The 21,260-nt window shown below is 36.5% G+C and carries 17 protein-coding genes; 8 read left to right on the top strand and 9 right to left on the bottom strand.

The genetic code is table 11. The features are described 5' to 3' along the window. Positions 1-2: 2 nt before the first annotated feature. Genes GZ212_RS06995 through GZ212_RS06980 form a run of 4 tightly spaced genes read right to left on the bottom strand, consistent with a single transcriptional unit; the run spans position 3 to position 4,505 of the window. Positions 3-1,115, bottom strand: a complete 1,113-nt coding sequence (locus GZ212_RS06995) for an O-antigen ligase (protein WP_166958483.1) — start codon at positions 1,113-1,115, stop codon at positions 3-5. Then, positions 1,112-2,428: a murein biosynthesis integral membrane protein MurJ gene (gene murJ, locus GZ212_RS06990; protein WP_166958481.1), complete on the bottom strand. Its 1,317-nt coding sequence runs from the start codon at positions 2,426-2,428 to the stop codon at positions 1,112-1,114. Before murJ ends, GZ212_RS06995 begins: the two co-directional genes overlap by 4 nt. Positions 2,429-2,433: 5 nt before the next feature. After that, a complete protein-coding gene (locus GZ212_RS06985; protein ID WP_240923779.1) occupies positions 2,434-3,399 on the bottom strand; it encodes a glycosyltransferase family 2 protein in 966 nt (321 codons plus the stop codon). Then, positions 3,396-4,505, bottom strand: coding sequence for a glycosyltransferase family 4 protein (locus tag GZ212_RS06980; RefSeq protein ID WP_166958479.1), 1,110 nt, complete (start codon positions 4,503-4,505; stop codon positions 3,396-3,398). The genes GZ212_RS06985 and GZ212_RS06980 overlap by 4 nt, the downstream gene beginning before the upstream one ends. A gap of 377 nt (positions 4,506-4,882) precedes the next feature. Between GZ212_RS06980 and GZ212_RS06975 the strand changes: the two genes are divergently transcribed. Continuing rightward, on the top strand, positions 4,883-10,297 hold the full coding sequence (locus GZ212_RS06975) for a T9SS type A sorting domain-containing protein (protein ID WP_166958478.1): 5,415 nt from the start codon (positions 4,883-4,885) through the stop codon (positions 10,295-10,297). A gap of 47 nt (positions 10,298-10,344) precedes the next feature. Here the strand turns inward: GZ212_RS06975 and GZ212_RS06970 are convergent, their stop codons facing one another. The 5 genes from GZ212_RS06970 to GZ212_RS06950 form a co-directional block, all read right to left on the bottom strand. Then, positions 10,345-10,701 (bottom strand): hypothetical protein, encoded by a 357-nt coding sequence (locus GZ212_RS06970; RefSeq protein WP_166958476.1) that lies wholly within the window; start codon positions 10,699-10,701, stop codon positions 10,345-10,347. Between the two features lie 15 nt (positions 10,702-10,716). Then, positions 10,717-11,916 carry an alanine dehydrogenase gene (locus GZ212_RS06965; protein ID WP_053970002.1) on the bottom strand — a complete coding sequence of 400 codons (1,200 nt, stop codon included), beginning with the start codon at positions 11,914-11,916 and terminating at the stop codon, positions 10,717-10,719. Between the two features lie 60 nt (positions 11,917-11,976). Continuing rightward, positions 11,977-12,519: a hypothetical protein gene (locus tag GZ212_RS06960; RefSeq protein WP_166958474.1), complete on the bottom strand. Its 543-nt coding sequence runs from the start codon at positions 12,517-12,519 to the stop codon at positions 11,977-11,979. 249 nt (positions 12,520-12,768) lie between these two features. Beyond that, positions 12,769-13,173 (bottom strand): tRNA (adenosine(37)-N6)-threonylcarbamoyltransferase complex ATPase subunit type 1 TsaE, encoded by a 405-nt coding sequence (gene tsaE / locus GZ212_RS06955; RefSeq protein WP_166958472.1) that lies wholly within the window; start codon positions 13,171-13,173, stop codon positions 12,769-12,771. 92 nt (positions 13,174-13,265) lie between these two features. Next, positions 13,266-14,819 carry a bifunctional response regulator/alkaline phosphatase family protein gene (locus GZ212_RS06950; protein ID WP_166958470.1) on the bottom strand — a complete coding sequence of 518 codons (1,554 nt, stop codon included), beginning with the start codon at positions 14,817-14,819 and terminating at the stop codon, positions 13,266-13,268. Positions 14,820-14,852: 33 nt separating this feature from the next. On the opposite strand from GZ212_RS06950, the gene GZ212_RS06945 reads away from it, so the two are divergent. From GZ212_RS06945 to GZ212_RS06915, 7 genes are read left to right on the top strand one after another with little or no spacing between them, the layout of a single operon-like run. Then, complete coding sequence (locus GZ212_RS06945) at positions 14,853-16,082, top strand: HD domain-containing protein (protein WP_166958469.1); 1,230 nt, start codon at positions 14,853-14,855, stop codon at positions 16,080-16,082. 25 nt (positions 16,083-16,107) lie between these two features. Next, positions 16,108-17,136 carry a UDP-3-O-(3-hydroxymyristoyl)glucosamine N-acyltransferase gene (gene lpxD, locus GZ212_RS06940; RefSeq protein WP_166958467.1) on the top strand — a complete coding sequence of 343 codons (1,029 nt, stop codon included), beginning with the start codon at positions 16,108-16,110 and terminating at the stop codon, positions 17,134-17,136. Next, positions 17,123-18,532, top strand: coding sequence for a bifunctional UDP-3-O-[3-hydroxymyristoyl] N-acetylglucosamine deacetylase/3-hydroxyacyl-ACP dehydratase (locus GZ212_RS06935; protein WP_053969997.1), 1,410 nt, complete (start codon positions 17,123-17,125; stop codon positions 18,530-18,532). The genes lpxD and GZ212_RS06935 overlap by 14 nt, the downstream gene beginning before the upstream one ends. Positions 18,533-18,535: 3 nt before the next feature. Continuing rightward, entirely contained in the window at positions 18,536-19,321 is a 786-nt protein-coding gene (lpxA, locus tag GZ212_RS06930; protein ID WP_053969996.1) for an acyl-ACP--UDP-N-acetylglucosamine O-acyltransferase, read from the top strand. A gap of 6 nt (positions 19,322-19,327) precedes the next feature. After that, positions 19,328-19,894 (top strand): elongation factor P, encoded by a 567-nt coding sequence (efp, locus tag GZ212_RS06925; RefSeq protein ID WP_053969995.1) that lies wholly within the window; start codon positions 19,328-19,330, stop codon positions 19,892-19,894. Further along, entirely contained in the window at positions 19,895-20,830 is a 936-nt protein-coding gene (locus GZ212_RS06920; protein WP_166958465.1) for a UDP-3-O-(3-hydroxymyristoyl)glucosamine N-acyltransferase, read from the top strand. A gap of 1 nt (position 20,831) precedes the next feature. Next, positions 20,832-21,239, top strand: coding sequence for a nuclear transport factor 2 family protein (locus GZ212_RS06915; RefSeq protein ID WP_166958463.1), 408 nt, complete (start codon positions 20,832-20,834; stop codon positions 21,237-21,239). Positions 21,240-21,260: the final 21 nt, after the last annotated feature.

Here is a 21,260-nt window from a genome sequence, read left to right as displayed (position 1 = left end):
ACTCATTCCTTTTTTAGTTTGATGAAATCATTTTCAAATGCTCTGTTTTTTTGAAATAGCCAAAGGGAAAAAAACAATACAATGTAATTATCAAAATAATTATGACTTACTAATAAAAAGGTAACCAATATCAATGCAATATATAAATGTTCTGGTTGTTTAAAAAAGTGTTTGGCACTTTTAACTAGTTGTCTGATGTATATAAAAATTAAAATAACAAAAGGTATAAACCCTGAGTCTCCCAATACCATCAAATAGGTGTTGTGAACCCCAGTAATCACGCCAACTGAGTCATTTTCATGTCCATGCGTTGCCTTATAGCCATTACCAAAAAGTAAATGATTTAGTATGGGAGTTTTATACAGGGCCCAAGTTTCCTCCCTAGATTCTTTTGTAATCGTTTGAGTATCTACATCATCTGAAAAGACACTTTGAAGGGCTTGGAAACGAGTGGTGTTTAATTTTAAGTTTCCGCTGGAAAGTACCAGTACAAAGGCCATAGCTCCAAAAAGGATACCTATTAAATTTGATTTTTTATAGAGTGCTGATAATAGAGCAATAAGCGTTAAGGTGATTAAAAAATACCTTGAAAGCGTCATGATTCCTCCAGCAATACACAAAAATTGAAAAACAATTCGCAGTTTGACATTACTTACAGCAAATGCAAAAGCAAATCCCAGAAGCGCAATAAGGCCTGCGTTGTTGGGGTTTATATAAAATCCACTGTATCTTCCGTAGTCATTAGGGAATGCAATAGTATTTACAATAATGCTAAAAGAACCAATGGATAAATAAAGTGCAATTTCTTTAGGTGAGGCTTGATTTGCCAGAGTACTGGCAGTGATAATAAATACCAAAAACTTGATTAAATCAATGATGTAATTATTGGTTGGCCCATAATATTGAAAAACAGAAATAACAAAATAGGACAATCCTAAAATGAGCAATAAAAATTCAGGTTTGGTTTTCTCAGAAATAAAATAATAGAAAACCAATAGCGCCAACATTAAGTAGCTTAATGCGCTACCCAACCCCTCACTAACATGAATAAGAGCAAAACTATCTAGCTTCAATAGTAGAAGTATAAGAATGATATTTCTAATAACTAGATTCATGTTTTTTGCAACTTTTTGGAATACATGTAAAAGACTCCAAATTTCAAGGCTTCAATCGCGGTGGTACATAGGGCTATCCCCATGACCCCATACAATTTCATAAAAATATAGTTGAATATAATATTTAAAAGAAGACTAATGAAAGATACAACAGCCATAAATGTATTTTTGTTGATACCGGTTAAAAACCTCACTAGTACATCTGTACATATTGAAAATGGAAGTGCCAAAAAGTAAACAATTTGAATCAAGCCTACTGTATTGGTGTCATTGGCGGTAAAGGCACCTCTTTCAAATAAAATTTCGATAACAAAATAGGATAGGAAACATAGAGGAATGATTACTGCTAAAATGCCTCCAAACAAAACCTTTATGATGGTATACAGTCTTTCATAAGCAGTTTCTTTATTGTCCAAAATGAGTTTTGAAAAATAGGGAAGAAGGACATTTCCTAGCGCCACAATAGCTATCGCCGAAATAAAGGCAGGCACTTTATAACCATAATTTAAGGCGGTAATGGAGCCTATGGCCAATTGTCCGGCAAAATACTGATCGGTAGCAGGGACCATTCCGGTTAAAAAGCTAGATGTAATTCTGGCCGGAAACTCCCTTAACATCATTCGGGTATTTTTACTGGTAAAATCAGGGGTTGAGAACTTGATAATACCCTTTCGTAAACTAACAATTAGGAGAAAGATAAATTCAGCTAAAGAACCTAATAGCATACCAACTGCCAGTACACGTTCTTGCAATATATTTTGAAAGCCCAAAAGACAAACAAGCATCAATATGGATGTCAGAATGGGGTAGACAGAGGAGTATTTAAACTCGTCAAAAATATTTAGAATACCACTTAGAAGGGCATTTAATCCCCAGATGACTAAACAAGGGGCTAGATAATGAAATTGAATCTTAACCAAGCCGTAATAGGATTCTGTATGGTCTGGAAAGAAAATATCTAAGTAAAAGTCTGTGAAAAAAAAGGAAATAAGGGTAAAAATGAGTCCAAGGCCAATGGTAATAACAAAACTCACTGTTTGAAATGAGGCGGCTTCTTTTTTTTCCTTTAATTCTGCAATGTAATTTGGAATAAAAACCGATTTGAAAGAAATTAAAAATACTTGGTTAATCAGGCCCGGGATCAACAAAGCGATATAAAAAGTATCTAGTAACTCAGAAAGACCAAACTCTTCTGCAACTTTTACTTCTTTGTAAAACCCAACAAATTTCACCAAAATGGTAATGATGGCAACTACAGCAATGTTAGAAACCGTTTTATTCTGGATTATTTTATTAATTTGATTTTTCAACATGAAAACTATTCTCTAGTAATAACAATGTTTTTGATGGGCCAAACCATATTAAAAACAGCCTTAAATAAGGGATTTTCAATAGATTGATTGTAGTCTTTTCTTTTATAGGGCAGGTATTTTGAGGCTAGCAATAAATAATAAATCCACTTTAAAAATAGTTTGGGATTTTTATTGAAATCTTTTTGAAACCAATTGAGAATTCCAAGGGCATATACTGCTAATCCCAATGGATTATTTTTTCTTGTTCCACTTGAAATATTTTGGTCATTCTCGTCTATGTAATAAGTCCTTAAAAAATCATTGAAATAATAAGTTTCATAATTGAGTTTAGATAGAAAACACCAAAGAACACCTTCTGGGATATAACCTTGACTATATAATTTTGGACTTAGTTCGATATTTCTTAAAATACTGGTTTTCACCAATCCCCATTTTTCTTTTTGATACTTTTCGTCTAGCATATTTTTGAAAGTGGAACTGTAGTAAGGATCTGTTTCGAAAGTATCCCCAACAGGATTTCCAAATTGATCTTTACACATACAGGTCATGCTACTAACTAGAGGTTTTATGTTTTCGGGTATTTCCTGGTATCTCGAGTAAAATACTTCAAGAGAGTTATCTTCACATTCATCATCAGAATCGAGTGTTAAGAACAGTTCGCCCTTAGCTAATGAAAAACCTTGAATGAGGCATGCCATTTTATGGCGATTGATCTCATTGTTAACATAGTTCACCGGAAAGTTTGCGGATTTAATAAGTTCCCTAATGACTTCATCTGAATTGTCTTTAGAGCCATCATTGATAATTAAAAGCTCAAAGTCTTTGAATGTTTGGTTCTTGAGGGAATCAAAAACTCTATGAACAGTTTTCGCTCTATTGTAAACTGGTGTGAACACTGTGAATTTATACAAAAATTCATCCTGCTTTTGATTCTCGCTATATGTGGGTAATAATGTTCTTAAATCCATCATTTCAAGGTGTTTTCAATTAAATCTTCCCATTTTTTTAAGGCGATATCTGGCATGAACCGGTTTACGGATACGCTGGCAGCTCTTCCTAATTGATTTCTTAAATCTGAATTGTTCATTAATCGATTTAATTCATCAATCAATTTTTGTTCATCGTTTGTAGGTATTAAAATGCCATTATGGTTATTGACGATCAATTCATTAGGCCCGGAAGGACAATCAGTTGAAATACATGGCATTTCAAAATACATGGCTTCAATCAAGGCGTTGGGAGAGCCCTCAAAATTTGAAGTTAAAACAAAAATGCCTTCTTGATTTAAAAAAGGAGAAACATCCTTTATGGCTCCTAAAAAGGATACTTGGGACTCAATTTTTAATGTATAGGATAGTTCTTTATAATAATCTAAAAGACTGCCCGAACCAATGATCAATAATTCCCAGTCGTTGTGGTTTAATTTACTAAATGCCCGTAAAAGAAGTTCTTGGTTTTTTTGAGATTCCAATCTTCCAATGCTCAGAATAGAATTGCTCCTTTTTAATGCTGCGTTTTTTTTACTAATTAAATGCTCTGAAAGGGGGTTTTCAATAATTTTCAACTTATTGTCTTTCAGCGACCTCTTAAAGTAATTTTTAATTTCCTCAGTTTGAACTACTAAAATGGTTGTGTACTTATAACTATGTCTCACCAAAATTTGCCAAGCTTTGTTTAAGGCGTATTTTGGATGAATACGTTCACTTATTATCGACGGAATGTTTAAAATCTTCGATAAAATAACCGTATAGAAATTAGCTGTAGTAGTGAAGCTAAGTATTAAATCGGCATTTATGTCTGAAACTTTACGTTTTAGACGGCTAAATAATTGAAAATGAATTTTTAAGGACGTTAGCCTATTGACATTTGATCGGTATTCTTCAAGACAATAGTTAACTTTAATTGAAGGATGTAGATCATAAAAAATCAAATCTTTATAGAGGGTAAAAATGTATATATTATATCTGTTTGCCAAGTGGTTGGCAATATTGGAAAACACACGTTCTGCACCGCCTGGGGTAAGACTGGGTATGACTAATGCCAATGTAGGCTTTTTTATAGGTTGGTTTTGGGTCATTGTTTCGCTTTTAAAAAGCTAAAACTAAATTAGTTAAATATGGAATATTGTTCCTAATTATTTAGATAAAAAACTATATTTGCACCCCGAATGACTTCAATAAGGTATTATTCCCATTTTGAATCTTCAATTATCCTTTAAAAGTAGAAAAACCGCTACATTTCTGCTTATAATTGATGTGCAACATCCTCTCTGAAAAAAAATATCCGACGAAATACGTAACTATACGATTAAGAGGTTGTTAAATCCTACAAAATACACTAAAAGTAGGAATTAACTTGTTTAATTGATGTAGTTCGTCGAATAAGTTTAAACCTCTTATTTTTTTTTTAAGTCGTTTAATAGTTTAGCCTCGATTAATAGCAAAATCCCCGAGAATGAATGTAACTGTATGGATTAAATTCCTATGCTCTAGGAATTTATATGTTGTCTTGAGTCTATTCTTAACTTTTAACCTACTTTCTCAAAATTATCCACCTCAGGAAAATTTGAACAATATTGATTATTCTGCTTATCAAGCCCCTAGTTCTAGTTTACCAGGTTACTTATCAGAAGTGACCGGTAGTACTTACGGAAATTCAATTACAAGGGTAAGTGACAAAGGAGTTTTTGGAACAACCTCAGCAAGATTGCGACATAATTATGCCGTAGATCAGGTTTGGAACTCTGATGGATCGCTGATTAAATTGGCAGGATATCCAGCAGCCATTTTAGATGGCGAAACTTATGAATTTTTATATTGGGCTAATATTCCTTCTTACGGAAGATGGAGTAATACACAACCCAATATTATTTATGGTACTTCTGGTAATAAGTTTGTTCAGTATAATGTAAGTACAGATCAAACAACTGTATTACATACCTTTTCTAATTATTCAAGTATTGATTTTGGATATGGTGAAGGAACCCAAGATAACAATGACCAATACGTTGGACTTATTGGGAATGGAAACACTCTTATTGTTTATGACATTCAAAATGATAACGTAGTCGGAACCAAAAATATCCCAGATGGTGATTTGGATTGGTTTAGTGTTAGTTCCTTAGGAAATTATGCCATAGCTTCTTGGCGTCCTGATGGTAGCGGTACCACTCAAGGGATGAAAAGATACAACATAGATATGACCAATGAAACTCATATTTATGACTATACGGCCCATGGTGACTTTGGAATTGATGCTAGTGGTAATGAGGTTTTTGTTCAATATGGAAATGATTCCACTTGGAATGATGAGTACTATTTAGTAATGATTAGGTTTAGCAATGCCCAAATCACGCCTCTTTATTATTACCCACAATCTATTCATGGTGAGTCTGGTATTTGGGGAGGACATATTTCCTGTAGAAATATCAATAGACCAGGTTGGGCCTATGTTTCAGAAGGGTGTTGTACCGATCATCCGACCGCTTCAAGAGAAATTTTTGCAATAAAATTAGATGCTTCCAATACAGTTGAGAGATATGCAAAACATCATTCAGACTATGACTCTGGATATGGCCATGAGTCTATGGCGGTTCCAAATAGAAATGGAACTAAAGTAATTTTTGCAAGTAATTGGAATAATTCTGGTTTAATGAATGACGCTAATCCTCCTGCTTGGATTGTTTCTGTCCCACAGGCTGGTTCAACACCAACAGTTGTAGCTTCAGCTGGCGAAGATGTTGATATTTGTGAAGGCGGAACCACAACCTTGACGGCGAATGGAGGTAGTTCTTATGTTTGGAGTACAGGTGCTACTTCACAAAGTATTGAGGTTTCACCCGATGAAACTACGGTGTATTCTGTGACTGTTTCTCAGGGTGGTGTTTCTGACTCTGATGAAGTACAAGTAACAGTTAATCCATTACCAACTGCAAATGCAGGAGAAGATGTAACTATCTGTGAAGGTGAATCTGTTTCTATTACGGCAACAGGTGGTAACTCATATGAGTGGAGTACTGGATCGACAAATGCTACTACAACTGTAAGTCCAAATAGTACTACTACGTATACGGTAACTGTAGTTGAGAATGGATGTAGTAGTGAAGATGAAATAACAGTGACCGTAAATCCATTACCTGAAATTAATTTAGGTTCAGATATTACTATTGAACAAGGGGATACGGCAAATTTATCAGTGAATGCTGAAGGGTCTATTGAATGGAGTACAGGTGAAACCACCAATGAGATTGTTGTCAATCCTAATCAAACAACAACTTATGTTGTTTATGTAACTAATAATGGTTGTACTTCAGAGGATAGTATAACCGTAAATGTAAATCAAATTCAAGTTGTTGCCTCTGCAGGTGAAAATGTTGCTATTTGTGAAGGAGGAACCACGACCTTGACAGCGAGTGGAGGAAGTTCCTACGAATGGAGTACAGGTGCAACTACCCAAAGTATTGATGTTTCTCCAAATGAAACTACGGTGTATTCTGTGACTGTTTCTCAGGGTGGTGTTTCTGACTCTGATGAAGTACAAGTAACCGTTAATGCCTTACCAACTGCCGATGCAGGATCAGATGTGAGCATGGAAGTAGGATCTACAGTTGTGTTGACCGCAACCGGAGGTGAGGGCTATCAGTGGAGCAACGGGGCAACGACCCAGAGTATTGAGGTAAGCCCATCGGCAACCACGACCTATGAGGTAACGGTAACAACCGGCGAATGTTCTTCCGCAGATTCAGTAACGGTTACAGTGACCCAACCTGAAACACCAGAATTGGTTGTATCTGCAGGAAATGATGTAACCATCTGTGAGGGAAGTACTGCTGTATTGACCGCCTCAGAAGGAGAGAGCTATCAGTGGAACAACGGTGCCACGACCCAAAGTATTGAGGTGTCACCAAATACCACAACAGAATATACAGTGACCGTGAGCCAAGGTGAGCAGAGCGGAAGTGCCAGCGTGACTGTCAACGTCAATGCCTTACCAACTGCCGATGCAGGATCAGATGTGAGCATGGAAGTAGGATCTACAGTTGTGTTGACCGCAACCGGTGGTGAGAGCTATCAGTGGAGCAACGGGGCAACGACCCAGAGTATTGAGGTAAGCCCATCGGCAACCACGACCTATGAGGTAACGGTAACAACCGGCGAATGTTCTTCCGCAGATTCAGTAACGGTTACAGTGACCCAACCTGAAACACCAGAATTGGTTGTATCTGCAGGAAATGATGTAACCATCTGTGAGGGAAGTACTGCTGTATTGACCGCCTCAGAAGGAGAGAGCTATCAGTGGAACAACGGTGCCACGACCCAAAGTATTGAGGTATCACCAAATACCACAACAGAATATACAGTGACCGTGAGCCAAGGTGAGCAGAGCGGAAGTGCCAGCGTGACTGTCAACGTCAATGCCTTACCAACTGCCGATGCAGGATCAGATGTGAGCATGGAAGTAGGATCTACAGTTGTGTTGACCGCAACCGGAGGTGAGGGCTATCAGTGGAGCAACGGGGCAACGACCCAGAGTATTGAGGTAAGCCCATCGGCAACCACGACCTATGAGGTAACGGTAACAACCGGCGAATGTTCTTCCACAGATTCAGTAACGGTTACAGTGACCCAACCAGAGACACCAGAATTGGTTGTATCTGCAGGAGATGATGTAACCATCTGTGAAGGAAGTACTGCTGTATTGACCGCCTCAGAAGGAGAGAGCTATCAGTGGAACAACGGTGCCACGACCCAAAGTATTGAGGTATCACCAAATACCACAACAGAATATACAGTGACCGTGAGCCAAGGTGAGCAGAGCGGAAGTGCCAGCGTGACTGTCAACGTCAATGCCTTACCAACTGCCGATGCAGGATCAGATGTGAGCATGGAAGTAGGATCTACAGTTGTGTTGACCGCAACCGGAGGTGAGGGCTATCAGTGGAGCAACGGGGCAACGACCCAGAGTATTGAGGTAAGCCCATCGGCAACCACGACCTATGAGGTAACGGTAACAACCGGCGAATGTTCTTCCACAGATTCAGTAACGGTAACAGTGACCCAACCAGAAACACCAGAATTGGTTGTGTCTGCAGGAGATGATGTAACCATCTGTGAGGGAAGTACTGCTGTATTGACTGCCTCAGAAGGAGAGAGCTATCAGTGGAACAACGGCGCCACGACCCAAAGTATTGAGGTATCACCAAATACCACAACAGAATATACAGTGACCGTGAGCCAAGGTGAGCAGAGCGGAAGTGCCAGCGTGACTGTCAACGTCAATGCCTTACCAACTGCCGATGCAGGATCAGATGTGAGCATGGAAGTAGGATCTACAGTTGTGTTGACCGCAACCGGTGGTGAGAGCTATCAGTGGAGCAACGGGGCAACGACCCAGAGTATTGAGGTAAGCCCATCGGCAACCACGACCTATGAGGTAACGGTAACAACCGGCGAATGTTCTTCCACAGATTCAGTAACGGTAACAGTGACCCAACCAGAAACACCAGAATTGGTTGTGTCTGCAGGAGATGATGTAACCATCTGTGAGGGAAGTACTGCTGTATTGACTGCCTCAGAAGGAGAGAGCTATCAGTGGAACAACGGCGCCACGACCCAAAGTATTGAGGTGTCACCAAATACCACAACAGAATATACAGTGACCGTGAGCCAAGGTGAGCAGAGCGGAAGTGCCAGCGTGACTGTCAACGTCAATGCCTTACCAACTGCCGATGCAGGATCAGATGTGAGCATGGAAGTAGGATCTACAGTTGTGTTGACCGCAACCGGAGGTGAGGGCTATCAGTGGAGCAACGGGGCAACGACCCAGAGTATTGAGGTAAGCCCATCGGCAACCACGACCTATGAGGTAACGGTAACAACCGGCGAATGTTCTTCCACAGATTCAGTAACGGTAACAGTGACCCAACCAGAAACACCAGAATTGGTTGTATCTGCAGGAGATGATGTAACCATCTGTGAAGGAAGTACTGCTGTATTGACCGCATCAGAAGGAGAGAGCTATCAATGGAACAACGGAGCCACTACCCAAAGTATTCAAGTGTCACCAAATACCACTACGGAATATACAGTGACCGTGAGTCAAGGTGAGCAGAGCGGAAGTGCCAGTGTCACTGTCAACGTCAATGCCTTACCAACAGCAGATGCAGGATCAGATGTGAGTATGGAAGTAGGATCCACCGTTGTGTTGACCGCAACCGGTGGTGAGAGCTATCAGTGGAGCAACGGGGCAACGACCCAGAGTATTGAGGTAAGCCCATCGGCAACCACGACCTATGAGGTAACGGTAACAACCGGCGAATGTTCTTCAATAGATAGTGTAATAGTTAATGTAGTTCCTTTAGTGAATGCATATGCAGGAGAAGATGAAGAAATTTGTTTGGGAGAAAGTGTTGAGTTATTTGCAGAAGGTGGATTAACTTATCTATGGAGTAATGGAGCGACAACACAAAGCATAGATGTAAGTCCTGATGAAACTACGGAATATTTTGTGGTAGTGTCAAATGGGATTAATTCTCAAACCGATAGTGTTATGGTGTTGGTGGATCAGGATTGTAACAACTTAGGTAGTGGTTCGGACTCTGGAGAGCAAAATTATGCTTTTGATTTTTCAGTATTTCCTAATCCAACAAAGAACTTTATTCATATTAAAGTGAGAGGTGGCGCTGAAAGAATTACGGCCATTTACCTTCACGATATGATGGGTAATATTTTAATTAATGAAGCTATAAGCGCAACTTCAAGTACTTTCAATAAAAAATATGATTTGAGTCATTTTCAAAATGGTATGTATGTATTAACCATTAAACAAGGAGGGAACTCTTATACGAAGAAAATAATTTTAAATCAGTAAAAGAATTTTAGAAGTAAAATAAGAAAGGGAGCATATCGCTCCCTTTTCTATTTTTTATAAGAAAGAATTGAAACTAAACTGTCACAATTTTCGACCATGATTTCTTTCTCTTCAAACTTAATCTTATAAACACCACAAGGTTCTTTTCTTGGTTCGCTTTCAGAAAAAACAATATCTCCTTGTTGCAAAACGGAGGAGATGTCAAGACTGTCAATGGAACCGGAACCGATTTGTGATTGAATGATCTCGGAATATTTTAAAGGCTTAGATTGTATGTTTTTTTTAACTCTGGCTTCGGGACCGTAATCACAGGATACCTTTTTTCCACTTAAGAAGAAGGCCAAAAGAATGAGGCCAATTGAAAATCCTCCCAAGTAATACCCCAGACGATGTATGAATTTCATTAAAAATGAATTAGATTAAAAAATAAGAAGGTTGATATCGCTGTGTTTTAAATCAAACCATTCTCCTACGGCTTTATTTGTTAAAATGCCGTGGTAAAAGTACAATCCATTTTTTAAACCTTTGTCAAATCTTAATGAATTTTCCAGACCTCCATCATCGGCAATTTTCAATAAATATGGCGTAAACATGTTACTAATTGAAATAGAGGCTGTTCTCGAAAATCTGGCCGGGATATTAGGAACACAATAGTGAACGACACCATGCTTAGTAAATGTTGGGGTTTTATGTGTGGTTACTTCACTAGTTTCAACACAACCACCCATATCAATACTAACGTCAATAATAACAGAGCCAGGTTTCATGCATTCAACCATTGTTTCTGTAACCAAAATAGGTGAACGATCCTTACCTCTTACGGCGCCAATAACAACGTCACAACGTTTAAGTGCTTTTAATAAATTTTTAGGCTGAAGTGTGGATGTAAATAGAGGTCTGCCTAAATTGGTTTGAATACCTCGTAGCCTAGTGATGGAATTGTCAAAGATTTTGATGTTCGCACCCAGTCCCATAGCACTTCGAGCAGCAAACTCACCAACAGTTCCAGCACCCAAAATAACAACTTCAATAGGTGGTACACCACTAACATTCCCAAACATTAAACCGTTACCATCATTAACATTACTTAATAATTCAGCAGCTATCAATACAGAAGCAGTTCCAGCTATTTCGCTTAATGATTTAACAGCAGGATAGGCGCCATCTTCATCTTTTATAAATTCAAATGCAAGAGCAGTAACTCTTTTAGAAGCTAAGACCTCAAAATATTTTTTGCTTTGAGTTTTTAATTGCAAAGCTGAAATTAAAATAGATTGGGGATTAATTAGTTTTATTTGCTCTAGGGTAGGGGGCTCTATCTTTAAAATTATAGGACATCCGTAGACTTTGGCTTGATCATTTGTTATTTCTGCTCCGGCTTCTGAATAATCCGTATCAGTAAAATTGGCGCCAAACCCAGCACCAGACTCAATTAAAACTCTGTGGCCATTGTTTATTAATGCCGAAACGGCATCAGGAGTTAAGCAGACACGTTTTTCTTGGTAGGCCGTTTCCTTTGGAATACCAATAAAGAGGGCACTTTTATGTTTAAGAATTTCTAAAGTTTCCTCTTGAGGTATGAGTTCGTGTTTAGAAAATGGCGAAAAAGATTTTGACATGATAGCTTAATAAAATAAAAGTCAAAATACAATTAAATTTTGAAAGTAAATAGGCTGTAATTAAAAATACTGTTTGATTTTACCCCAAAGGGTGGTAGGTTTAATTTTGAACTCCTCTTCTAGGTCTTCCATAGATTTGTCAACAGTATTCAATTTGTTGAACATTTGGGCTCTTATTAGATAAATTGAAGGGATAACAATAGCCATGATTGGTAATAGATAGAGTAATTGTAATTCGTCAATGTACTTCAAGTCTTCATTAAATAAGCCTATTATTTGATAAATATACATAAGAATAGGTACTAATAATGCATGATACCACCAATGGCGACAAGTGAAAAACCAAATAGTAAGAAGTAGAAGAGGTATTAGCTTTCCAGTTAAAATCCACATAACCAAATTGGCATCCTGCCAATAAGTACTGTTATATGAAAATAAAAAAGTGTTCCATATTTGTGTTTGTGGAACACTTTCGTATAATGAATATAAGTAAGGTGTAATTGCTATAAAAGTAGCAATTAAACTCCCTACCAATAACCCTTTTTTAGCCGTGGGTTGGTACTTTAAATGGCTTTTTTTCGATTTTTGTGGTTTGGTGTCCATCAACTTTCAAAATGTTAGTAGCTTGAGCTGTGAACAGCATTCCACCAAAAATTGCAATTGCGATTACATACTTCTTAGTTTTCATAATAATAAGGGATTAATTAATTAATTATATCCCAAAAGTATGTAGAGACCTTCTGTTTAGTTGTCTCGAAATGTTAAAATTATGTTAAAAACATAACTTTTTGGATTTTTCATTACGGGAAAAACCGTAAGTCGTGCATTTTTTGGCAGATTGGGTTCTTTATTTTATGCTTTCAATCTTAAATTTCTACTATTATCTTTATTAATGTTTAATTCGATTTTATCATAATCATCAAGCAAATCTTCTATTAATTCAGGCCATTCAATGATATTCCAATGTCCAGAATACAAATAATCTTCAATACCAAAATTATAGGCCTCCTCAATATCATTAAGTCTATATAAGTCGAAATGATAAATTTTACCATTGGCTAAATGATATTCATTTACAATGGAGAAGGTAGGGCTGGAAACTTCATCATTACTTCCTAGTTGTTTAACTAAAGATTTGATGAGGGTAGTTTTGCCGGTACCCATACTACCTTTGAGGATTATTGTTTTGGTTTTCAGATTTGCAAGAACTTCTTTTGCAACATCTTCTAAATCAGAAATTAAATAGTTGGTATCCAAAATTTGAGATATTACTTGACAATATTAAGAATAAAATGTGACAATACCCAAAAAAATATGTATTTCATCGGATTTTTATGCATTACAAGGATTTATTTCGGACTCAGTTTAATGAATGGAATAACCATTTCCTCTAGCGAAACCCCTCCATGTTGGTAAGTGTTTCTGTAATATCCTACATAATGATTGTAATTATTAGGATAAGCAAAAAACATATCTTCTTTGGCAAAAATAAAGGAGCTGCTCATATTTATGGAAGGTAAATGAACCGATTTTGGGTCCTTAACAACCAAAACCTCTTTTTCTTCATAAGTTAAACTCCTTCCCGTTTTGTATCTAAGGTTTAAACTTGTATCCTTATCACCAATGACTTTTGAAGGTCTTTTTACATTTATAGTTCCATGGTCTGTGGTTAGCAGTAATTTAAAACCTAGTTGTTGCGCTTGTTGTATCATTTCCAACAAAGGAGAGTTTTTAAACCAGCTTTGTGTCAGGGAACGATATGCTTTATCATTTGAGGCCAATTCTTTTACAACTTCCATTTCGGTCTTGGCATGTGATAGCATATCCACAAAATTGTACACGATCACTGTTAGGTCGTTATCTTTTAAAGATTTGAAGTTTTCAGTTAACTTTTTGCCTGTTTTTAGATTGGTAATTTTATGGTATTCATACTTATAATCATTCAAGCCAAGACGTTTCATTTGAGCCTCAAGAAAGTCGGCTTCGTGCAGATTCTTGCCGCCATCGTCGGTATCATTTTTCCATAGATCGGGATGTCTTTTTTCCATGTCACTGGGCATGAGTCCAGAGAAAATAGCATTTCTGGCATATTGGGTGGCAGTAGGAAGAATGCTGAAATAGGGTTCTTCAGATTCCTTTTTATAGTATTGCGAAATAATTGGTTCAAATGCTTTCCATTGGTCATATCTCAAGTTATCAATGACTATTAATAAGGTAGGCTGGTCTTTTGATAATTCAGGGACTACCCATTTTTTCATTAAAGTATGAGACATGACAGGGGCATCATGATTGTTTTTAAACCATTCAGAATACCTTTTATCAATAAATTTTCCAAATTGAATGTTAGCTTCAGTCTTTTGTGATTCTAAAATCTCAAACATACCGGCATCTTCAATGTTTTCTAGCTCCATTTCCCAATAAATGAGTTTTTGATACAAAGTGGCCCATTCTTCATAAGAGTTCACCATAGATAAATCCATAGCTATTTTTCTAAACTCTTGTTGGTAATTGGAAGTAGTTTTTTCAGAAACTAAACGGGAATGATCCAAATTCTTCTTTAAACTCAATAAAATTTGATTGGGATTGACTGGTTTAATGAGGTAGTCAGCAATTTTGTTGCCTATGGCTTCTTCCATAATATATTCTTCCTCACTTTTAGTTATCATAACGACCGGTAAAGTGCTTCTTTTCTCTTTGATTTCATTTAAGGTTTCCAATCCAGTAAGTCCCGGCATGTTCTCATCCAAAAAGACAATATCAAATGTTTTTTCTTCTAAAGCATCCAAAGCTTCACTGCCACTTTTACAAGTGGTTACTTTGTAATTCTTTTTTTCAAGAAAAAGGATGTGAGGTTTGAGAAGGTCAATTTCATCATCAACCCAAAGAATATTTATATGGTTCATGTATATTTGTTTAACTAATTAATGTTTTAAAGATTGAGAGTGCAAAACAAACTCAAAATATTTAACGATCCAATTTACGGATTTATTACCATTCCAAATTCGCTGATTTATGATTTGATTGAGCATAAATTTTTCCAAAGACTTAGAAGAATTTCTCAAATGGGTTTGTCATATCTCGTTTATCCAGGTGCTCATCATACACGGTTTCATCATGCTTTAGGTTGTATGCATTTAATGCAAAAAGCTGTTAATGTACTTCGGTTTAAGGGTGTTGAGATTTCTGAAGAGGAAGAGCAGGCACTTTATATAGCTATTTTATTACATGATATAGGGCATGGACCTTTCTCTCATGCTATGGAAAATAGTATTGTAAATAATGTATCTCATGAACAAATTTCCATGATGTTTATGGAGCATTTGAATGATAAGTTTAACTCAAGTTTAACGCTTGCAATCCAAATTTTCAAGGGGGAATATCAACGTCGTTTTTTATGTCAGCTCATCTCAAGTCAATTAGATATGGATCGAGCAGATTATTTAAAAAGAGATAGTTTTTACAGTGGTGTAGCCGAAGGAAATATAAATAGTGAGCGACTAATTACCATGTTGCATGTTGTAGATGATGAACTGGTTGTAGAGGAAAAGGGGATTTATAGTGTAGAGAAGTTTTTGGTAGCAAGACGATTGATGTATTGGCAAACGTACTTGCACAAAACTAGTTTGGTAGCAGAGCAATTATTAATAAGGATGTTGCAAAGAGCCAAAGAATTGACTCATGAAGGGAAAACACTCAAATGCACTGAGGCTTTACAGTATTTTTTATCGAATGATATCCGTATAGAGAATTTCGATTCAAATACTCTAGAAGTATTTGCGAGATTAGATGATTATGATATCATCTCGGCTATGAAAGAATGGCAATATCATTCGGATTTTGTTTTGAGGAATTTATCTGATATGATTATTAATAGGGATTTATTAAAGATAAAATTAAAAAAGAAAAAAGTTCAAAAAGAGAAATTGGAGTTTCATAGAAGTAAGTTAATGGAGAAGTACAATATCTCTGAAAAAGAGGCATCATATTTTGTTTTTACCGGCGAAATATCAAATCAAGCCTATCAAATGAAAAAGGACCATATTAATATTTTGTATAAATCAGGGAAGATAGAAAACATCATCAAGGCATCCGATCAATTAAACCTAAAAGCCCTTTCAAAACCAGTAACAAAATTCTATATGTGTTATCCTAAAGAAAAACTTTAGGACTTTTTTTTATATTTTTGCGACAATGAAATTTACAGCACATCAGATAGCGGGAATTTTAGAAGGAGACATTGAGGGTAACCCCGATGTTGAAGTATCTAAACTTTCAAAAATAGAGGAAGGCACTGAAGGCTCTCTTACCTTTTTGGCCAATCCAAAATACCAATCATATATCTATTCTACACAGGCTTCTATCACCATAGTTAATAAGACATTTTCACCAGAACATGACTTGTCAACGACTTTAATTAAGGTAGATGATGCCTATAAATCCTTTTCAAAATTGTTGGAATATTACAACATGGTTAAATTGAATAAGGAAGGAATAGAGCAACCAGTGTTTATGTCGGAAACGGCACAGCATGGTGAAAAGATTTATATTGGCGCCTTCACGTATTTGGGTGAAAATGTCAAGATTGGCAATAATGTCAAAATTTTTCCAAATGCCTACATAGGAGATAATGTAGAGATAGGTGATAATACCATCATATTTTCAGGAGCCAAAATTTATTCAGAATGTAAGGTAGGAAGTAATTGCGTGATTAATTCTGGAGTAATCATTGGTGCGGATGGATTTGGATTTGCGCCTAATGAAAATGGCGAATATTCCAAAGTACCCCAAACAGGAAATGTTATTATAGAAGATTTTGTTGATGTGGGGGCAGGGACAACTATTGATAGAGCTACATTAGGTTCGACCATTATAAGAAGAGGTGTTAAATTGGATAACCAAATCCAAATAGCCCATAATGTAGAAATAGGTAGAAATACCGTAATAGCTGCACAAACCGGAATTGCTGGTTCAACAAAAATTGGAGAAAATTGTCAAATTGGTGGGCAAGTAGGAATTGTGGGACACATTGTTATAGGAAACAATGTAAAGATTCAAGCACAATCAGGAATAGGAAGAAATATTAAAGACAATGAAATGTTGCAAGGATCGCCAGCGCTTAATTATGGTGAATTTAACAAATCATATGTTCACTTTAAGAACTTCCCTAAAATAGTTAAAAACATAAACGATATTGAAAAGAAAATAAATGGCAATAGTTAATACGGAAGTCAAACAAAAAACCATTAAGGACTCCATTTCTTTAAAAGGAGTTGGTTTGCATACAGGAACTGAGGTTACTTTAACCTTTCAGCCTGCTCCTGAAAATTTCGGGTTTGCTTTTAAAAGAATAGATTTGGAAGGCACTCCTATTATTGAAGCGGATGTTAATTATGTTACCAATACCCAAAGAGGAACTTGCTTAGAGAAAAATGGAGTGACAATCCAAACGTCAGAGCACGTTTTGGCAGCATTAGTGGGAATGGATATTGATAATGCCATCATCGAGTTAGATGCCTCAGAACCTCCAATTATGGATGGGTCTTCTAAGTTTTTTGTAGAAGCTCTAGAAAAAGTAGGGATCGTAGAACAGGATGCTTTCAGGGAAGAGTTTGTAGTAAGTGATGTGATTTCTTATACCGATGAAGACACTGGAAGTGAAATATTGGTTATGCCATCCAACGAGTATCAAATCACAACCATGGTAGATTTTGGCACCAAAGTTTTGGGAACCCAAAATGCCACTTTAAACACCATGAGTGATTTTAAAACTGAAATTTCATCCTCAAGAACTTTCAGCTTTTTACATGAATTGGAAACGCTTTTAGAGCATGGACTTATTAAAGGAGGTGACCTTAATAATGCAATAGTTTACGTTGATAAAGAAATTTCTCCAGCAACTATTGATAAATTAAAAATAGCTTTTAATAAAGATTCCATTGCCGTAAAACCCAATGGTATTTTAGACAATTTAACATTGCATTACCCTAATGAAGCGGCAAGACACAAGCTACTTGATGTGGTTGGAGATTTGGCTTTAATAGGTATTAGACTTAAAGGAAAAGTTATAGCAAACAAACCAGGACACTTTGTCAATACACAGTTTGCAAAAAAAATGTCAAAGGTCATCAAGAATGAAAGAAGGAATAATGTTCCTAAAATTGACTTAAATCAAGAGCCTTTGATGGATGTGAATCAAATTATGAATATGTTGCCTCATAGGCAGCCCTTCTTATTGATTGACAAAATTTTTAGCTTAACGGATTCTTGTGTTATAGGCATGAAAAATGTGACCATGAACGAACCATTCTTTCAGGGACATTTTCCAGGAGCTCCAGTTATGCCGGGTGTATTAATAGTAGAAGCCATGGCTCAAACAGGAGGTATTTTAGTGCTAAGCACCGTTCCAGATCCTGAAAATTATCTTACATTTTTTATGAAAATAGATAATGTGAAGTTCAAGCAAAAGGTGGTTCCTGGGGATACCTTAATCTTTAAATGTGATTTATTAACCCCTATTAGACGAGGTATTTGTCATATGCAAGGATATGCTTATGCTAACGGAAAATTATGTGCTGAAGCAGAACTTATGGCACAAATAAGTAAAGTAAAAAACTAAGAAATGAATCAACCTTTAGCATATGTCCATCCGGGCGCCAAAATAGCCAAGAATGTGGTGATTGACCCATTTACTACCATACATAACAACGTAGTGATTGGTGAAGGAACTTGGATTGGTAGTAACGTAACCATCATGGAAGGAGCGAGAATTGGAAAAAATTGTAATATTTTTCCAGGTGCTGTGATATCAGCTGTTCCTCAAGATCTTAAATATGATGATGAAGATACTCTAACAATTATCGGTGATAATGTCACGATTAGAGAGTGTGTGACCATCAATAGAGGAACTACAGATAAAATGAAAACGGTTGTTGGCGACAATTGTTTAATTATGGCTTATTGCCATATAGCACATGATTGTATCGTGGGAAACAATTGTATATTTTCTAATAACAGTACGCTTGCAGGTCATATCACCGTAGGTGATTATGTGGTACTTGCTGGTATGACTGCTGTACATCAATTCTGCTCTATCGGAAATCATGCCTTCGTAACAGGTGGATCCTTAGTAAGAAAAGATGTGCCTCCTTTTGTTAAAGCTGCACGTGAACCTTTATCTTATGTTGGAATAAATTCAGTAGGACTTAGAAGAAGGGGATTCTCTACAGAGAAAATCAGAGAAATTCAGGATATCTATAGAATTCTGTATCAAAAAAATTATAACAATACTCAGGCTTTTGATATTATTGAAGCTGAAATGGAGGCAACTCCAGAGCGTGATGAAATCTTACAATTCATAAAGAATTCTCATCGCGGAATCATGAAAGGATACGTAAAATCAAGTTAAAATTATATGGCAAGTACATCAGATATTAGAAACGGACTATGCATTCGTTTTAATCATGACATTTATAAAATTGTAGAATTTTTACATGTAAAACCAGGTAAAGGTCCAGCCTTTGTTAGGACTAAACTGAAAAGTGTTACTACTGGAAAAGTGATAGATAACACCTTCTCAGCGGGACATAAAATTGAAGATGTAAGAGTGGAAACACATAAGTTTCAATTTTTGTATAATGATGGGGAGTTTTACCATTTCATGAATACTGAAGATTATACACAAATTAGATTGTTGGAAGCAGCTTTAGATCGTGCTGATTTAATGAAGGAAGGTGAAGTTGTAACTGTTCTTATCAACACAGAAGATAATTTGCCTCTATCAGTAGAGATGCCGGCAAGTGTTATTTTGGAGGTTACTCAAACTGAACCAGGGGTTAAGGGAAATACAGCTACCAATGCAACTAAGCCAGCTACCGTTGAAACAGGAGCTGAAGTGATGGTACCTTTATTCATAAACGAAGGGGATAAAATCAAAATTGAAACTGAAAAAGGGACGTATAAAGAACGAATCAAGGAATAATTGAAATTTCCTAAAACATATCAGTTAAAAGAAATCGCATCTTTAATTGGGTGTGATTTTATTGGAGATGAGTCATTTCCTGTATTAGGAATGAACGAAATTCATGTGGTTGAACCAGGGGATATTGTTTTTGTAGATCATCCAAAATACTATGATAAAGCTTTGCAATCGGCGGCAACTATCGTTTTAATTAATAAAGAGGTAGCTTGCCCGGAAGGTAAAGCTTTATTGATTAGTGATGACCCATTTCGGGATTTTAATAAATTAACCAATCATTTCAAACCGTTTGTTCCTTCTTCCAGTTCCATTTCAGAAACTGCCAAAATTGGAAACAAAACGGTCATTCAGCCTAACTGTTTTATTGGAAACAATGTAACTATCGGTGATAATTGTATTATTCATCCCAATGTAGTCATCTATGATGACACGGTAATTGGAGATAATGTGATAATTCACGCTGGAACTATTTTAGGAGCTAGTGCTTTTTACTACAAAAACAGACCAGAAGGATTTGATCAATTGCTTTCTGGAGGGCGTGTGGTAATTGAGGATGATGTTCATATTGGTGCTTGCTGTACTATTGACAGAGGTGTGACAGGAGATACAACCATAGGCAAAGGTTCTAAGCTGGACAATCAAATTCAAATTGGTCATGATACCGTTTTAGGTAAAAAATGTCTTTTAGCGTCCCAAGTAGGAATTGCGGGTTGTGTAGTGATTGAAGATGAAGTCACCATTTGGGGGCAGGTAGGAAGTACCAGTGGTATTACCATTGGAGAAAAAGCGGTCATCTTAGCGCAGTCAGGGGTTAGTAAATCTTTGGAAGGTCATAAAACCTATTTTGGGTATCCCGCTGAAGAAGCCAGACAGAAGCTTAAAGAAATGGCCTATGTCAAGGAAATTCCTAATATCATCAATAAGCTAAAGAATCAATAGAATGAGTTCAAAGGAATTTGTCAAGAATTATTATAAAACTGATTTTAGATACATTCTGGCACATTTCATTGACTTTTTTCATCCCGACTGCTTACTTCATTGGAATAGTAGCAAAGGATTCCATTCATTAGATCATCAAGGTATTTTTGATTTTATAAAGCGTTTGAATGCTGCTTTTCCAGAATTGAGAACAGAAATCAGTCACGTTTTGCAAGAAGATAATTATGTGACTACCCGTTATACTGTTTACGTGACAACGGTTGAGAATGATAATGAAGAGACTGCTTTGGCGCATTATATTAGTATTTGGGAACTAAAAGATGGAAAGTTGTTCAAAGGTTTCGAGATTAGTCAGTTGGCAGATGATGATGCTTTGGCGGCTAATTCCTTTTCCCAAATAAAAGTGTAAAAAACCTTTAATTTAATTAAG

This window comes from Mangrovimonas sp. CR14 (assembly GCF_011764015.1).
GTDB lineage: Bacteria > Bacteroidota > Bacteroidia > Flavobacteriales > Flavobacteriaceae > Mangrovimonas > Mangrovimonas futianensis.
This window is presented reverse-complemented; position numbering and strand designations above follow the sequence as displayed.

Coding starts and splice junctions, on each gene's coding strand:
- lpxD (WP_166958467.1), top strand. CDS start 16,108: ATGAAATTTACAGCACATCAGATAGCGGGAATTTTAGAAGGAGACATT.
- GZ212_RS06915 (WP_166958463.1), top strand. CDS start 20,832: ATGAGTTCAAAGGAATTTGTCAAGAATTATTATAAAACTGATTTTAGA.
- GZ212_RS06975 (WP_166958478.1), top strand. CDS start 4,883: ATGAATGTAACTGTATGGATTAAATTCCTATGCTCTAGGAATTTATAT.
- GZ212_RS06935 (WP_053969997.1), top strand. CDS start 17,123: ATGGCAATAGTTAATACGGAAGTCAAACAAAAAACCATTAAGGACTCC.
- GZ212_RS06970 (WP_166958476.1), bottom strand. CDS start 10,701: ATGAAATTCATACATCGTCTGGGGTATTACTTGGGAGGATTTTCAATT.
- GZ212_RS06960 (WP_166958474.1), bottom strand. CDS start 12,519: ATGGACACCAAACCACAAAAATCGAAAAAAAGCCATTTAAAGTACCAA.
- GZ212_RS06985 (WP_240923779.1), bottom strand. CDS start 3,399: ATGATGGATTTAAGAACATTATTACCCACATATAGCGAGAATCAAAAG.
- efp (WP_053969995.1), top strand. CDS start 19,328: ATGGCAAGTACATCAGATATTAGAAACGGACTATGCATTCGTTTTAAT.
- GZ212_RS06965 (WP_053970002.1), bottom strand. CDS start 11,916: ATGTCAAAATCTTTTTCGCCATTTTCTAAACACGAACTCATACCTCAA.
- murJ (WP_166958481.1), bottom strand. CDS start 2,428: ATGTTGAAAAATCAAATTAATAAAATAATCCAGAATAAAACGGTTTCT.
- GZ212_RS06950 (WP_166958470.1), bottom strand. CDS start 14,819: ATGAACCATATAAATATTCTTTGGGTTGATGATGAAATTGACCTTCTC.
- GZ212_RS06995 (WP_166958483.1), bottom strand. CDS start 1,115: ATGAATCTAGTTATTAGAAATATCATTCTTATACTTCTACTATTGAAG.
- lpxA (WP_053969996.1), top strand. CDS start 18,536: ATGAATCAACCTTTAGCATATGTCCATCCGGGCGCCAAAATAGCCAAG.
- GZ212_RS06980 (WP_166958479.1), bottom strand. CDS start 4,505: ATGACCCAAAACCAACCTATAAAAAAGCCTACATTGGCATTAGTCATA.